Source organism: Vulcanococcus sp. DEBay_Sum22DG08_74 (genome assembly GCF_017852955.1).
Classification (GTDB): Bacteria; Cyanobacteriota; Cyanobacteriia; order PCC-6307; family Cyanobiaceae; genus Vulcanococcus.
In genome coordinates this window covers 1-13,295 of the sequence record NZ_JAFMKL010000043.1, presented here as the reverse complement: position 1 = coordinate 13,295, position 13,295 = coordinate 1, and the positions used below count along the sequence as shown (strand labels likewise).

The 13,295-nt window shown below is 66.1% G+C and carries 20 protein-coding genes and 1 tRNA gene; 18 read left to right on the top strand and 3 right to left on the bottom strand.

The window, feature by feature from the left end:
- The 9 genes from rpsM to prfA all read left to right on the top strand — a co-directional run.
- Positions 1–152 (top strand): 30S ribosomal protein S13 (rpsM, locus tag QZ184_RS06550; protein WP_296418679.1); only part of this gene is annotated, 152 nt, incomplete at its 5' end.
- 123 nt (positions 153–275) lie between these two features.
- Positions 276–668 (top strand): 30S ribosomal protein S11, encoded by a 393-nt coding sequence (gene rpsK / locus QZ184_RS06545; RefSeq protein WP_010314991.1) that lies wholly within the window; start codon positions 276–278, stop codon positions 666–668.
- Positions 669–724: 56 nt separating this feature from the next.
- Complete coding sequence (locus tag QZ184_RS06540) at positions 725–1,663, top strand: DNA-directed RNA polymerase subunit alpha (RefSeq protein ID WP_247479625.1); 939 nt, start codon at positions 725–727, stop codon at positions 1,661–1,663.
- 40 nt (positions 1,664–1,703) lie between these two features.
- Positions 1,704–2,054 carry a 50S ribosomal protein L17 gene (gene rplQ, locus QZ184_RS06535; protein ID WP_010314995.1) on the top strand — a complete coding sequence of 117 codons (351 nt, stop codon included), beginning with the start codon at positions 1,704–1,706 and terminating at the stop codon, positions 2,052–2,054.
- 92 nt (positions 2,055–2,146) lie between these two features.
- Positions 2,147–3,016 (top strand): tRNA pseudouridine(38-40) synthase TruA, encoded by an 870-nt coding sequence (gene truA, locus QZ184_RS06530; RefSeq protein WP_247479624.1) that lies wholly within the window; start codon positions 2,147–2,149, stop codon positions 3,014–3,016.
- A 239-nt stretch (positions 3,017–3,255) separates the two neighbouring features.
- Positions 3,256–3,708, top strand: a complete 453-nt coding sequence (gene rplM / locus QZ184_RS06525) for a 50S ribosomal protein L13 (RefSeq protein ID WP_010314998.1) — start codon at positions 3,256–3,258, stop codon at positions 3,706–3,708.
- Positions 3,705–4,106 carry a 30S ribosomal protein S9 gene (gene rpsI, locus QZ184_RS06520; protein ID WP_010314999.1) on the top strand — a complete coding sequence of 134 codons (402 nt, stop codon included), beginning with the start codon at positions 3,705–3,707 and terminating at the stop codon, positions 4,104–4,106. The genes rplM and rpsI overlap by 4 nt, the downstream gene beginning before the upstream one ends.
- Before the next feature lie 32 nt (positions 4,107–4,138).
- Complete coding sequence (rpmE, locus tag QZ184_RS06515; RefSeq protein ID WP_010315003.1) at positions 4,139–4,402, top strand: 50S ribosomal protein L31; 264 nt, start codon at positions 4,139–4,141, stop codon at positions 4,400–4,402.
- 85 nt (positions 4,403–4,487) lie between these two features.
- Complete coding sequence (gene prfA / locus QZ184_RS06510; RefSeq protein WP_010315005.1) at positions 4,488–5,591, top strand: peptide chain release factor 1; 1,104 nt, start codon at positions 4,488–4,490, stop codon at positions 5,589–5,591.
- Here the strand turns inward: prfA and QZ184_RS06505 are convergent.
- On the bottom strand, positions 5,584–6,102 hold the full coding sequence (locus tag QZ184_RS06505; RefSeq protein WP_010315006.1) for an HNH endonuclease: 519 nt from the start codon (positions 6,100–6,102) through the stop codon (positions 5,584–5,586). The two genes, prfA and QZ184_RS06505, sit on opposite strands and share 8 nt — an antisense overlap.
- A 74-nt stretch (positions 6,103–6,176) precedes the next feature.
- On the opposite strand from QZ184_RS06505, the gene alr reads away from it, so the two are divergent.
- Positions 6,177–7,394 (top strand): alanine racemase, encoded by a 1,218-nt coding sequence (alr, locus tag QZ184_RS06500; protein ID WP_296418676.1) that lies wholly within the window; start codon positions 6,177–6,179, stop codon positions 7,392–7,394.
- A gap of 18 nt (positions 7,395–7,412) precedes the next feature.
- Positions 7,413–7,501, top strand: a tRNA-Ser gene (locus QZ184_RS06495).
- Between the two features lie 60 nt (positions 7,502–7,561).
- Here the strand turns inward: QZ184_RS06495 and QZ184_RS06490 are convergent.
- Entirely contained in the window at positions 7,562–8,455 is an 894-nt protein-coding gene (locus QZ184_RS06490) for a serine hydrolase (RefSeq protein WP_296418674.1), read from the bottom strand.
- A 17-nt stretch (positions 8,456–8,472) separates the two neighbouring features.
- On the opposite strand from QZ184_RS06490, the gene QZ184_RS06485 reads away from it, so the two are divergent.
- The 3 genes from QZ184_RS06485 to QZ184_RS06475 are packed head-to-tail and all read left to right on the top strand — an operon-like array spanning position 8,473 to position 11,324.
- A complete protein-coding gene (locus tag QZ184_RS06485; RefSeq protein WP_296416109.1) occupies positions 8,473–9,225 on the top strand; it encodes a C40 family peptidase in 753 nt (250 codons plus the stop codon).
- Complete coding sequence (locus tag QZ184_RS06480; protein WP_010315016.1) at positions 9,225–10,304, top strand: DUF819 family protein; 1,080 nt, start codon at positions 9,225–9,227, stop codon at positions 10,302–10,304. Before QZ184_RS06485 ends, QZ184_RS06480 begins: the two co-directional genes overlap by 1 nt.
- 51 nt (positions 10,305–10,355) lie before the next feature.
- A complete protein-coding gene (locus QZ184_RS06475) occupies positions 10,356–11,324 on the top strand; it encodes a glycosyltransferase family 2 protein (RefSeq protein ID WP_010315018.1) in 969 nt (322 codons plus the stop codon).
- Here QZ184_RS06475 and QZ184_RS06470 read toward each other — a convergent pair.
- On the bottom strand, positions 11,282–11,758 hold the full coding sequence (locus QZ184_RS06470; protein ID WP_010315020.1) for a hypothetical protein: 477 nt from the start codon (positions 11,756–11,758) through the stop codon (positions 11,282–11,284). The genes QZ184_RS06475 and QZ184_RS06470 overlap by 43 nt on opposite strands.
- Positions 11,759–11,865: 107 nt before the next feature.
- On the opposite strand from QZ184_RS06470, the gene QZ184_RS06465 reads away from it, so the two are divergent.
- From QZ184_RS06465 to QZ184_RS06450, 4 genes are all read left to right on the top strand, one after another.
- On the top strand, positions 11,866–11,982 hold the full coding sequence (locus QZ184_RS06465) for a photosystem I reaction center subunit VIII (RefSeq protein ID WP_010315023.1): 117 nt from the start codon (positions 11,866–11,868) through the stop codon (positions 11,980–11,982).
- A 43-nt stretch (positions 11,983–12,025) separates the two neighbouring features.
- Positions 12,026–12,517, top strand: coding sequence for a photosystem I reaction center subunit XI (locus tag QZ184_RS06460; protein ID WP_010315026.1), 492 nt, complete (start codon positions 12,026–12,028; stop codon positions 12,515–12,517).
- Positions 12,518–12,641: 124 nt separating this feature from the next.
- The gene (locus tag QZ184_RS06455) at positions 12,642–12,863 is read left to right on the top strand and encodes a hypothetical protein (RefSeq protein WP_296416111.1); all 222 of its coding nucleotides are present in this window, start codon (positions 12,642–12,644) and stop codon (positions 12,861–12,863) included.
- Between the two features lie 174 nt (positions 12,864–13,037).
- Positions 13,038–13,139, top strand: a complete 102-nt coding sequence (locus QZ184_RS06450; protein WP_071777940.1) for a DUF4278 domain-containing protein — start codon at positions 13,038–13,040, stop codon at positions 13,137–13,139.
- Positions 13,140–13,295 lie beyond the last annotated feature (156 nt).

The window sequence follows — 13,295 nt, the reverse complement described above, 5'->3', positions numbered from 1 at the left end:
AGGAGGGCATGGCCATGAAGCGCCTGCAGGACATCGGCTGCGTCCGTGGCCGTCGTCACCGCGTCGGTCTGCCCGTTCGCGGTCAGCGCACCCGCACCAATGCCCGGACCCGCCGCGGTAGCCGCAAGACCGTGGCCGGTAAGAAGAAGTAAGCCGCGGCTTGCTCTAGCCCTTTGGCCCCCTAGCACCTGCCGTTCGGCCGATTGCGTGCCGTCGTCACCAGGTTGCCCCCCTAAGACCCCCGATCACCTCCCTGCGACCGCAGGGCTTTATCCATGGCCAAGCCCGCCAAGAAATCTGGTTCTAAGAAGACGAAGCGCAACGTCCCTAACGGCGTTGCCCACATCCAGAGCACGTTCAACAACACCATCGTCTCCATCACTGACACCGCTGGTGAAGTGATCTCCTGGAGCTCCGCTGGTGCCAGCGGTTTCAAGGGCGCCCGTAAAGGCACCCCCTTCGCCGCCCAGACCGCCGCAGAAGCAGCAGCCCGTCGCGCCCTTGAGCAGGGGATGCGCCAAATCGAGGTGCTGGTTCGCGGTCCTGGTTCCGGTCGTGAAACCGCCATCCGTGCCCTGCAGGTTGCCGGTCTGGAGATCACCCTGATCCGTGACGTCACCCCGCTGCCCCACAACGGTTGCCGCCGTTCCAAGCGTCGCCGGGTCTGATTCGACGCATCGACTAGCCCCAGAGGGGGTCCATCCACCTATCTGAGCTTCAGACCGTGTTGCAGTACCAGATCGATCGGGTTGAACACCAGATCGCTGACGATCGTTCCCAAACCGGCGTCTTCGTCATTGGCCCCCTTGAGCGTGGCCAGGCGACGACCCTCGGTAATTCCCTGCGCCGCATGCTGATGGGTGCCCTGGAGGGCAGCGCCATCACCGCCGTGCGCATCGCTGGCGTGAACCACGAGTACGCCACCGTTCCTGGCGTCCGCGAAGACGTCCTCGACATCCTTCTCAACTGCAAGGACGTTGCCGTCAACAGCCGCAGCCGCGAGCTGGAGATCGGCCGCCTGGTCGTGAATGGTCCTGCGACCGTCACCGCCGGTGACCTGCAGTTCTCCTCACAGGTGTCGGTGATCGACCCCGCCCGCCCGATTGCCACCGTCGCCGAAGGCCACAGCCTGGAGCTCGAGGTGCACGTCGAGCGTGGTGTTGGCTATCGCCCCGTTGACCGCCGCGTTGAGGACACCAGCGCTGTCGATCTTCTCCAGATCGATGCCGTCTTCATGCCTGTCCAGCGGGCGAATTACACCATCGACGAGACCGCTGTCGGTGAAGGCGGATCGGCCCGTGAGCGCCTGCGTCTGGAGATTCAGACCGACGGCTCCCTGACGCCTGACGACGCGATGGCCCAGGCCGCCAACCAGCTGATCACCTTGATCCAGCCCATGGCGACCCTGACCATGGAAGAGGAGCAAGGCCAGGAGCCCGAGCCCTCCGCCGAAGCTCAGATTCCCCTGGAAGAGCTGAACCTCTCGGTTCGCGCCTACAACTGCCTGAAGCGCGCCCAAGTCAACTCCGTGTCTGACCTGATGGGCTTCAGCTACGAAGATCTGCTCGAAATCAAGAACTTCGGTTCCAAGTCGGCTGACGAGGTGATCGAGGCCCTCGAGCGCATCGGTATCTCCCTGCCCCAGAGCCGCACCAGCGCCTGATCGCGCAGCACCCTGTCTCCCGCGTTAACCCGATTTAGTCATGCGTCACCAGTGCCGAGTCCCCAAGTTGGGGCGTCCCGCCGACCAGCGCAAAGCCATGCTTCGCGCTCTGACCACTCAGCTGATCCGTGAGGGTCGTCTGACCACCACCAAGGCCCGTGCCAAGGCGCTTCGCGATGAAGCTGAGCGCATGATCACCCTGGCCAAGGACGGCAGCCTTGCCGCCCGCCGTCGTGCCATCGGCTACATCTACGACAAGCAACTGGTCCACGCCCTGTTCGACAAGGCCCAGGAGCGTTACGGCGACCGCAATGGCGGTTACACCCGCATCATTCGCACCGTTCCCCGCCGTGGCGACAACGCCGAAATGGCGATCATCGAGCTGGTCTGAGTCCGTGGGTCCGAGCGGACCTGCTGTCGATCATCCGCACCGCGTGGGGGGCTCTCCTCCGCGCGGTTTTTTATGGCTTTGGTGCAGCAGCTTTGACTGACGCGACGCCAGCAGGGGGGCTTAGGCGCATCGCCCTCTGCCTGCAGTACGACGGCTCGGCCTACTGCGGCTGGCAGCGCCAGCCCCGGGACCCCAGCGTCCAGGAAGCGCTGGAGCGGGCCTTGGCTCAGTTGGATCCAGATGGCCCCGCCACCGTTGTGGCGGCCGGTCGAACCGACAGCGGCGTTCACGCCGCTGGCCAGGTGGTGCATTTCGACTGCGCCGGCCCGATCCCTCCGCACCGCTGGCCCGCGGCCCTCAACGGCCGCCTGCCGGCCAGCATCCGCGTGCGTTCAGCAGCTTCCGTTCCCGCGGACTGGCATGCCTGCTTTAGCGCCACCTACAGGCGCTACCGCTACACCATCTACAACGCCCGCATCCCCAATCTGTTTCTGGCCCCCTGGAGCTGGCACCGCTATCAGTTCAGGCTCGATGAGGCCCGGATGCGCGAGGCCCTCGAGGGCATGCTCGGGGAGCACGATTTTGCGGCGTTTGAGAGGGCGGGTAGCGCCCGCTCACACTCCCGTACGACCCTCCAGGAGGTCTCGGTGCAGCGCCGCGGTGACCTGCTGGAGGTGGAGCTTCAGGCCAGCGGCTTTCTCTACGGGATGGTGCGCCTTGTGATGGGGCAGCTGGTGGCCGTCGGGGAGGGACGCCTCAGCCTGGAGGCCTTCAGTCGCCGCTGGCGAAACCAGGCCCGTGAGGAGGTCAAAGAAGCCGCTCCCCCGCAGGGGTTATGCCTGCTGAGGGTGGGCTACCCGAGTGAAGTCTTCCCCCAGGCTGCCTGGTACGATTGTCAACCGCGGTATTTGCTGGAGGGCTCTGATGCACCGCCAGCAGCACCGGGTCAGTCCTTGCACTGACTGGGTCTGCCGGTCTCAGAGTTGACCTGCCGATGTCCATCGGCGGCCAGCCCCTGCCTGTAAACCCTGTCCCCCGAAGTGGGGATCGGCGAAGCGGTAGGTTCACTCAACGAGCGATTGACACCCGAGTGATCGGGTGGCTGCCGTCATTAGTCGAGACCCACAGTCCAGACACCCTGTCCAACCCCACCCGCCTAAGCGTGGTGATGGGGTCCTATCCGAACCGGCCCGCCGGCGCGATGAACAAGACTCTCGTCCCCCCCCAGGATTCCTCAGCACGCCAGTGGTATCTGGTGGACGCTGAGAACCAGACCCTCGGCCGGCTTGCCACCGAGGTCGCTTCGGTTCTGCGGGGTAAGAACAACCCCAACTTCGCCCCTCACATCGACGCCGGCGACTTCGTCGTCGTGATCAATGCTGAGAAGGTGCGTGTGAGCGGCAACAAGGCTTCCGACAAGGTCTACCGCCGTCACTCCGGTCGCCCCGGTGGCATGAAGACCGAAACCTTCGCTGCGCTGCAGGCACGGATCCCCGAGCGGATCATCGAGAAGGCCGTTAAGGGCATGCTTCCCCACAACGCTCTCGGTCGTCAGCTCTTCCGCAAGCTGAAGGTCTACAAGGGTGCTGAGCACCCCCACGCCGCCCAACAGCCCAAGGCCCTGGCCCTCGATCCCGCCGCTTCCGCCAAATGAGCACCACCAAAGTCGTCTACTGGGGAACCGGCCGTCGTAAGACCGCCGTGGCACGCGTCCGCGTCGTTCCTGGCAATGGCACCGTGACCATCAACGGTCGTCCCGGTGACAACTACCTGAACTACAACCCCGCCTACCTGGCGGCAGTCAAGGCTCCCCTGCAGACCCTTGGTCTGGGTGGTGAGTACGACCTGCTGGTCAACGTCCGCGGTGGTGGTCTGACCGGTCAGGCGGATGCCATCAAGCAAGGCGCTGCCCGTGCCCTGTGCGAGCTGTCCCCCGACAACCGCAAGCCCCTCAAGACTGAAGGGCACCTCAGCCGTGACCCGCGCGCCAAGGAGCGTCGTAAGTACGGCCTGAAGAAAGCCCGTAAGGCTCCTCAGTTCTCCAAGCGCTGATTGCGCTTTCGCCCCTCAGCCCCGTACCCGTCATGCCGAAGGCCGACATTCACCCCACCTGGTATCCCGATGCCAAGGTGATCTGCAACGGAGAAGTGGTGATGACCACTGGCTCCACCTCCCCCGAGATCCACGTCGACGTCTGGAGCGGCAACCACCCCTTCTATACCGGGACCCAAAAGATCCTGGACACCGAGGGTCGTGTGGATCGCTTCATGCGCAAGTACGGCATGGGCAGCGCTGCTGGCGCCGATGCCAAAGCCGAGCCCAAGGCCGAAGCAGCCGAGAAGGCCTGATCGGCCACTCACGTCTGACGTGACATTCATTCCCCAAGCCGGATGCTCTAGGGCGTCCGGCTTTTTGCTGGCTTGAGCCGCTTCCATGGATGCTTCTTTCCTGCGTGAACGTCTGGAGACGGCACGCACCACCTTTGAAACCCTGGAGCGGCAGCTGGCAGACCCGGATGTGGCTGCCAACCCAGCGCAGCTGGAGCCCATCGCGCGGGAGCGGGCCCGACTGGAGCCCCTGGTGCTGGGCTACGACCAGCTTTGCCAGTGGCGCAAACAGGAACAGGAGGCCAGGCAGCTCCTGAAGGAGTCCCGCGGCGACCAGGAGATGGAGGCCCTGGCCCAAGAGGAGCTCAGCGGTCTGGCGACACAGATTGCCGCCATGGAGGAGCAGCTGACCTTGGCGCTTCTGCCCCGTGATCCCCGGGACGAACGCAGCGTGATGCTCGAGATTCGCGCCGGTGCGGGTGGCGATGAGGCGGCGATCTGGGCGGGGGATCTGGCCCGGATGTACGAGCGCTACGCCCAGAGCGTCGGTTGGAAAGTGCAGCCCGTCAGTGCCTCGGAGGCGGAACTGGGGGGCTACAAGGAACTGATCCTGGCGATCCAGGGCGACAGCGTCTTCAGTCAGCTCAAGTACGAAGCCGGTGTGCACCGGGTGCAGCGGGTGCCCGCCACCGAGTCCCAGGGCCGGGTCCACACCTCGACGGCCACGGTGGCGGTCATGCCCGAGGCCGACCCGGTGGAGGTTCAGATCGACCCCACGGACCTGGAGATCAGCACCGCCCGCTCGGGCGGCGCCGGCGGCCAGAACGTCAACAAGGTGGAGACGGCCGTGGACCTGCTGCACAAACCCACCGGCATCCGGGTGTTCTGCACCCAAGAGCGCTCCCAGCTGCAGAACCGTGAACGGGCCCTGGAGATCCTGCGGGCCAAGCTCTATGAGCGCGAGCTGGCCGAGGCCAACGCCAAGGAGCGCTCGGCCCGTCTGGCCCAGGTGGGCAGTGGGGATCGCAGCGAGAAGATCCGCACCTACAACTACAAGGACAACCGCACGACCGATCACCGCCTCGGCCGCAACTTCTCACTGGAGCCGGTGCTCCAGGGCCAACTGGCTGAGTTGATCGGCGCCTGCGTCTCCGCCGACCAACGGCGGCAGTTGGAGGAACTGGCTGATCAGGCCAGCGGGGTCAACTAGCGAGCGGGTTCTCCCAGCCGTCCACGTACTTGGCCCATTCCAGGTGGCCGCCCTTGGCCATCTGCCGCTGGGCCTCAAACACCGCACCGCTGAGCGGCCGCCGGGGTGCCGATTGCAAGGGCATGCTCGCTTCCTTGGGCGTGCGATTGCCCTTGTGCACGTTGCAGCGCAGGCAGGCCGTGGTGACGTTGTCCCAGCTGTGGCTCCCGCCGCGGCTGCGGGGCAGGACATGATCGATCGAGAGCCGCTCGCTGCTGCTGCCGCAGTACTGGCAGCGCTGGCCATCGCGGTGGAAGACGTTCCGGCGGGTCAGGGGCAGTGGCCGGAAGGGCACGCGGACGAATTGCCGTAGACGAATCACCGTTGGCAGTCCCAGGCCTGGCCGCAGTTGCCGCCCGGGGGAGTGCTCCAGCCCCTCGGCTTTTCCCTTAAGCACCATCACAGTTGCCCTGCGCCAGGTGGTGACGTTCAGGGGCTCGTAGGAGGCGTTCAGAACCAGAACCGAGCCCATGGGAGCGCTGCCTGGGGGGCTGCGCTGGGCAACCCCGTAATTTCTATGCATGCTAGGTGCACTGCCAAGGGCGGATGGTTGACGCATCGCCTGCTGCTGCCTTCGAGGACCCGGCGGCCGCTGCCTTGGCGCCGCAGCCCCATCCCCGTCAGCGCGCCTGGGTGGAAATCGATGAGGCGGCGATCCAGGCCAACGCCGAGGCCCTGAGGCGCTCGCTGCAGCCGGGCTCTGCGCTGATGGCGGTGGTCAAGGCCGATGGCTATGGCCACGGCGCGGTCCCGGTCGCCCGTTCTGCCGCCGCCGGTGGGGCCAGTTGCTTTGGGGTGGCCACGCTTCAGGAGGGGGTGGAGTTGCGCCAGGCGGGCCTGGATCAGCCCGTCCTGGTGCTGGGCAACCTCAGCCATCCGGATGAGTTGCGGGCCTGCCTGCATTGGCAGTTGATGCCCACCCTCAGCGGCATGCGGGAGGCCCTGCTCTGCCAGAACCTCGCCAGCGGCAGCGGCCGTCAGTTGGCGGTCCACCTCAAATTGGACACCGGCATGAGCCGGCTTGGCGCGCCCTGGGAGGAGGGGCCGCGGTTGGTTCAGGCCATCGCCGGTCTGGAGTCGCTGCAGCTGGCGGGGGTCTATTCCCACCTGGCCGGAGCCGATGCCCCGGGAGATGGACTGGATGCCCTGACGGCCACCCAGCAGCAGCGCTTCGACTCTGTCCTGACGGGACTGCAGCAGCAGCAGTTGCCCTCGGGTTGCCGCCACCTGGCCAATTCCGCTGGGACGCTGCGCAGCCGTCAGTTGCACTACGACCTGGTGCGGGTGGGGCTGGCCCTCTACGGCCAGCGCCCCTCGGATCACCTCGGTTCCGGTCTGGACCTGCAGCCGGCGATGCACGTCCGTGCCCGGGTCAGCTTGATTCGGGAGGTCCCCGCCGGGGTTGGCGTGAGCTACGGCCATCGCTTCATCACCCAACGGCCCAGCCGGCTGGCGGTGGTGGGGATTGGCTATGCCGATGGCGTCCCGCGGCTGCTCTCCAACCAGCTGGAGGTGCTCTTCGCCGGTCAGCGGGTGCCCCAGGTGGGGGCGATCACCATGGATCAGCTGGTGCTGGATGCCACGGATGTACCGGAGCTGGAGGCCGGCAGCGTCGTCACGCTGCTCGGGGAGGAGGCCGGTGAGCGGATCGATCCCACGGCCTGGAGCGACCCGATCGGCACCATCCCCTGGGAGATCCTCTGCGGTTTCAAACACCGCTTGCCGCGCCTGCCCCAACGGGCCGTTCGCGGTGCCAGCGCCTGATAGTCTTTGCGGGCCACTGGAGAGGTGGCTGAGTGGTTGAAAGCGGCTCCCTGCTAAGGAGTTACAGGAGGCAACTTCTGTCGAGGGTTCGAATCCCTCCCTCTCCGTTCCCGACCGGGACACCCCGATCAAACCCCAGTCCGACCACGGGCTGGGGTTTTGTTCGTTTAGAGCGCCAGCAAGCGCCGGCAGAGCTCCGGTAGGAGCGCCTCGTCCTGGGCGCGCTCGGGGCCCTCGCTGAGCACCACGATCAGGGCCGGAGCCTTGCCCTCCAGTTCGATGTAGGCCGCGTCGTGGCGGGCCTGGCTCATCCAGCCGGCCTTGCTCCAGAGCTGGGCCCCCTCAGGAAGGCCACCACCCAGGAATCCATCCACTTGGTTCTCGGGGTCAGCGGCGCGGGCCGCGGGCTCCAGGCTGCGGGAGAGCAGCTCTTGCATCCGGCTGCAGGCGCTGGGGGAGAGCAACTCCCGGGCCATGACCGCCTGCAGCACCCGGGCCGTCAGGTTGCTGCTCAGGCGATTGCGGTTCTCCAGCTCGGGGCCATAGGACTGACGCTCGCGGCCATAGGGGCCGTCTCCCCAGGTCTTCTGGCAGGCGTTATTGCCCGGCCATTCCGGCCAGCCCAGCTCGCCGTACCAGCGGTTGATCAGTTGGCGCTGCTGGCTCCACTGCTGCAGGGCCGCCGCCGGCAGCTCCGGTCCGCTGCAGGTTCCCGTCAAGAGATCCACCACGAGCCCCGTGGCGTCGTTGCTGGAATCCCGGATCATGTCGGCCAGGGCCCGCCGCAGCTCCGGGGTGTCGTCGATGAGCTCGCGCTGCAGCCAGGCTTCCGCGGCAAGGAGATAGAGGAGCTTCACCACGCTGGCGGGATAGCGGGCTTGGTTGCCGCGCCAGTGGGTCCCCTGCCCTTCCCCAGCGGAGCCGCCGCGCAGGGGCTGCCCGTAGCGGATCCAGGTGACCGACAGCTGCTCGCTCAGCCCCGGCCGGCCCTCCTGCTCCAGGCTGCTGATCGCCGCAACCAGTGCTTGCTCCATCTCCCCATCAGGGCAGTAGAACGCCATCGCAGCCACTCGGGGTCATGGCGAGGTTAAGCAGGTTGTCCGTGGGAACACCCGTGGCCTTGGAGCTGCTGCACCCGGGCAGTTCTTGGCGCATCGATGCGCCGCTCAATCTCTACAGCCATTGGTCGGGGCCAGGCCTCGCCACCCAGGCCTGGGCCGGCCGAGCCCTGCAGGTTCTGGGTCAAGCGGCGCCGACCGGGAAGCGCCTGCGGGTGCGGTTGCTGGAGGACGGCTACCCCGGCTGGATTGATCCGCGGGATCTGCTGGGCCATGCCCGTTGTATCGCGGGCCAACGGGCGCAGCTCTGGTCCGAGTCGGCCATTGCTGAGCGCCTGCCGGCCGTCTTGGCCTTTGCGGAGGCCGCGCGCCAGCAGGCCAACCACTACCTCTGGGGCGGGAGCCTGGGGCCCGACTTTGACTGCTCAGGCTTCATCCAGGCGGCCTATGCCGCCGCGGGGGTCTGGATCCCGCGGGATGCCTACCAGCAGGAGCGCTTCTGCCAGCCCGTTGCGGTGGCGCCCGGTTGCTATGGCCTGCTGCGTCCCGGCGATTTGATCTTTTTTGGTCGCCCCCAGCGCTGCACCCATGTGGGGCTCTACCTCGGGCAGGGCCGCTACCTGCATAGTTCTGGCCGGGAGCACGGCCGCGATGGCCTGGGTGTCGATGGTCTGGATCCCCAGCTGATCGATCCGGTCAGCGTTCACTACCGAACGGAACTGCGCGGCGCCGGCCGTGTGGTGCGCTGCCACGACGGCTCCACCCTGCCTTGATGTCCATGGTTTGGTCTTTGCTTCTCGTTCTCGCACTCACGGCCCTCGGCTGGCTGCTGGCGCGCCGCACCGCTTGGGGCCGGCAGCTGGGCATGACGATGGTGGTGCTGCTGCTCGGCCTGCTGGTGAGCAACCTGGCCGGGGTGCAGCTGCAGGCTGAGGCCGCCTCTTGGGTCAATGGTCCCTTGACCTCGCTGGCGATCGGCCTGCTGTTGCTCGCGGTCGATCTCCGGCGCCTCTGGCCCCAGGCCCGGCAACTGCTCGGACCGTTTCTGGTGGCGGCCCTGAGCACGGTCTTGGGGGTGCTGCTGGGGGGCTGGTTGCTGCATCCCCTGCTCGGGGAGGACTGGGACGTGCTGGCGGGGATGTACACCGCCACCTTCACCGGGGGCAGCCTGAATTTCGTCTCGGTGGCCCGGACGCTGAATCCCCCAGAGACCTTGCTGACCCTGGCGACCGCCGCCGATTACGTGGTCTTCGCGGTCTGGTTCGCCATCAGCACCTGGCTTGGACTCAGGGCGGATGCCGCCCCGGAGGCGACCTGGGCGAATGAGGCCCCAAGCGATCAGCCGGAGCGCTCCTGGTGGCTGGCCGGTCTTTGGGGCTTGGCCGTGTTGGCGTTGAGCCAGGGGCTGACGGGTCTGCTGCAGGGCGTCCCCTCGATCCTGGTGCTCACAACGGTCGCGCTCCTGGTGGCCCAGTTGCCGGCGCCCGCCAGCCGTCGCGGTTGCTATGGCCTTGGCTTGCTCTTGATTCAGCCCTTCTTCACGGTGATGGGCCTGAGCTCCCCGGTGGCGGGCCTGCTGGGGGAGGGCTTGCCGGTGTTGCTCTATGCGGCTGTGGTGGTGCTGGTGCAGGCCGCGTTGCTGCTTTTGATCTTCCGCCGCTGGCTGCGCTGGCCCATGGCTGAGACCCTGGTGGCCTCCCAGGCCTCCATCGGCGGCCCCAGCACCGCCCTGGCCCTGGCGACCGCCATTGGCCGCGCTGAATTGGCCGTGCCTTCGGTGGCGATTGGTTTGCTCGGCTATCTGCTCGGGACCTACTTGGGCCTGGGGGTGGCTTGGCTGCTGCCGGGCTGAGCCTCTTTTGAGCGCTTTCCTCTAGGTTCCAGCCAACTTGAGCCGTCCCTCTTGAGCAGCGCCAGCGTTCCAGACCTCTCGATCGTGGTGCCTCTGTTCAACGAAGAGGAGAGCCTGCCGCTGCTCGTCGAGAAGCTGCTGCTGGCTCTGCGTCCCTTGGGCCGCTCCTTTGAACTGGTGCTGGTGGATGACGGCTCATCCGATCGCACGGCCGAGGTCTTGCGCCAGCAGGCCGCCGGGGCCCCAGAGCTGGTGGCGGTTCTGTTGCGCCGCAATTACGGCCAGACCGCTGCGATGGCGGCTGGCTTTGACGCCAGCCGCGGGCGCTTGATCGTCACCCTGGATGGGGACCTGCAGAACGATCCGGCCGATATCCCGATGCTGCTGGAGCGCCTGGAGCAGGGGTATGACCTGGTGAGCGGCTGGCGGCACCAGCGCCAGGACCATGCCGTCAGCCGGCTGCTGCCCAGCAAGATCGCCAATGCCCTCATCGCTCGGGTGACGGGGGTGCGGTTGCACGACTACGGCTGCTCCCTCAAGGCCTACCGCCGCGAGCTGGTGGAGGACATGAACCTCTACGGGGAGCTGCATCGCTTCCTGCCGGCCTTGGCCTTCATCGAAGGGGCCCGCATCGCCGAGGTGAAGGTGAACCACAACGCCCGTCAGTTCGGCCAGAGCAAGTACGGGATCGATCGCACCTTCCGGGTGCTGATGGATCTGTTCACGGTCTGGTTCATGAAGCGCTTCTTGACCCGTCCGATGTACGTCTTCGGTTTCGGGGGGCTGAGCGCCATGGCCATCGGGGCGCTGCTGAGCGCCTATCTGCTGATGGTCAAGTTGGGGGGCGCGGAGATCGGCAACCGGCCCCTATTGCTGGTGGCGGTCCTGGCCCTGATCACGGGCGTGCAGCTCTTTTGTTTTGGTCTGCTCTCGGAGGTGCAGATGCGCACCTATCACGAGAGTCAGGGCCGTCCGATTTACCGCATTCGCGAGACGTTGCGCGGCAGCTTGAGCGGCTGAGGCGAGGCAACAGGCAGGCTGCTGCGGCCACGGAAGTGGGTCATGGCTTCAGCGGCGAGCTGGGCGACCACCTGGTCGGCATCGCGCAGGCCGCGGCGAATCAGGGGCAGGGCCTCGCGGTGGCACCAGAGCTGGCAGATGGCCATGGCCGTGCGGCGCTGCTCACCCCCCGCGCGGAACTGTTGCTCCAGCTGTTGCAGCAGTTGGTGGCGGCCGCGCCGGTCGCTGGCGGCGGGGAGGACGACCGTGTCCTGGCTGCCCTGATCGCTGGAGTTGCTCCCGTCAGAGGGGATGACCAGCTCCATCTGCCCGCGGTTCAGGGCTGCGATGCCGGACGCATCGGTGGAGCGCAGGATGTTGCGCTTGGGCCGGCCAAGGACCCAGCAGGCCGCCAGGACGCCTGCGATGACGATGCCGGTGAGTGCCTGGGTCATGGGCTGGGGGTGTGGTCTGAACTTTTATGTCGCCCCTTGAGGCCCCGAAGAGCAGCTCCGGCAGGGCTCCTTACAGTGCCGAACGGTAGCTGTATTGGCCCACGCTGATGACCGGAGATTTCGTCGCCGCCTGGATGCCCTCGGTGTTCGTGCCACTTGTCGGGATCCTGGCTCCTGCTGTGGCCATGGCCCTGCTGTTCAACGTGATCGAAGCCCGCGACTGAGCTGTCGCCGCTTCATTCCGCGCCACCTGACGTTCTTCCCCCGATGACCGTGACCCCCGTGGCCGACCCCTGTGTCGGCAATCTGGCCACTCCCGTCAACAGCAGCTACTTCAGCCGCGCTTTTCTGAGCGCGCTGCCTGCTTATCGCCCCGCCCTCTCTCCCAACCGTCGCGGTCTGGAAGTGGGCATGGCCCATGGCTTCTTCCTCTACGGCCCCTTCGCCATCTGTGGCCCCCTGCGCGCCACCGAGTACGCCAGCACCGCTGGTCTTCTGGCTGCTGTGGGTCTGGTCTCGATCCTGACGGTTTGCCTCTCGATCTACGGCACCGCTGGCCGCGGCCCCAACGTGCAGCCGGCTGACGCCACCATCGACAACCCCCCTGCTGACCTGTTCACCAAGGCGGGTTGGGCCGAGTTCGCCAGCGGCTTCTGGCTCGGCGGTTGCGGCGGTGCCGCCTTCGCCTGGTTCCTCGCCGGCACGACCATCGTGGCTCCCCTGGTGAAGATCGCCGGTGGTGTTTGGAGCGTCGGCTGAGTCCAGCCAGCTCATCTTTGATTCACTCTTTGCCCGCCAGATCCTCAGGGGTCTGGCGGGTTTTTTGATGCCTTGCCGTTGGCTTGGGCCATGGCTATGGAGTCAGTAGAGCTGTGGTGCTGTGATGACGCGTTGGCCTGCTGTTGTTCTTGCGGCGACCCTCTCGGCCTTGCCGGGGTTGGCTCTGGCTGAGCCCCTGCCGCCGCCGATTGGTCCGCTCCCCTCTTCGGCGCAGGCTGATGCGGGTTACCCGGGGGATGTGGAGAACGCCCTGAGTGATTTCACGCGTTTTCAGTGCGATTTGCTGTTCTTTTTGACCCCACGGCAGAACTGCCCAAGCGATTAATCGGCAAAATCGGAGTTTTGTAATCGCCTGAACGACACGGCTGGTTTCCGCGCAGCTAAAACAGTGCTGTAGCAACCGCTACAAAACGTTCACCTCGGCACCTTTTGGTTGCCTGAGGCGCAGTTCGATCCAGGCCATGGAACGGGGACCTGGGCTGACTCCGAGGAACTATCCATGACCCTCACCTATCGCGGCCAGAAGTACCAGCAGAACAAAGAGGCTGTCTCCCAGAAGCACCCTCAGCTGAACTACCGAGGTCTCAAGTACGTCAAGTGATTCCTGCTTGATTGCTTTGCCCGTAAGCCCCGCTCTTGCGGGGCTTTTTTTGTGTTTCGTGCGCTGCTTTTGCTCTGGTGTTTCAGCGTGTGGTCAATGCAGTGGTGCCTTCGTTTGAGCATCTCTAGTCTTCGCGAACAAGACTGATCTGCCAGG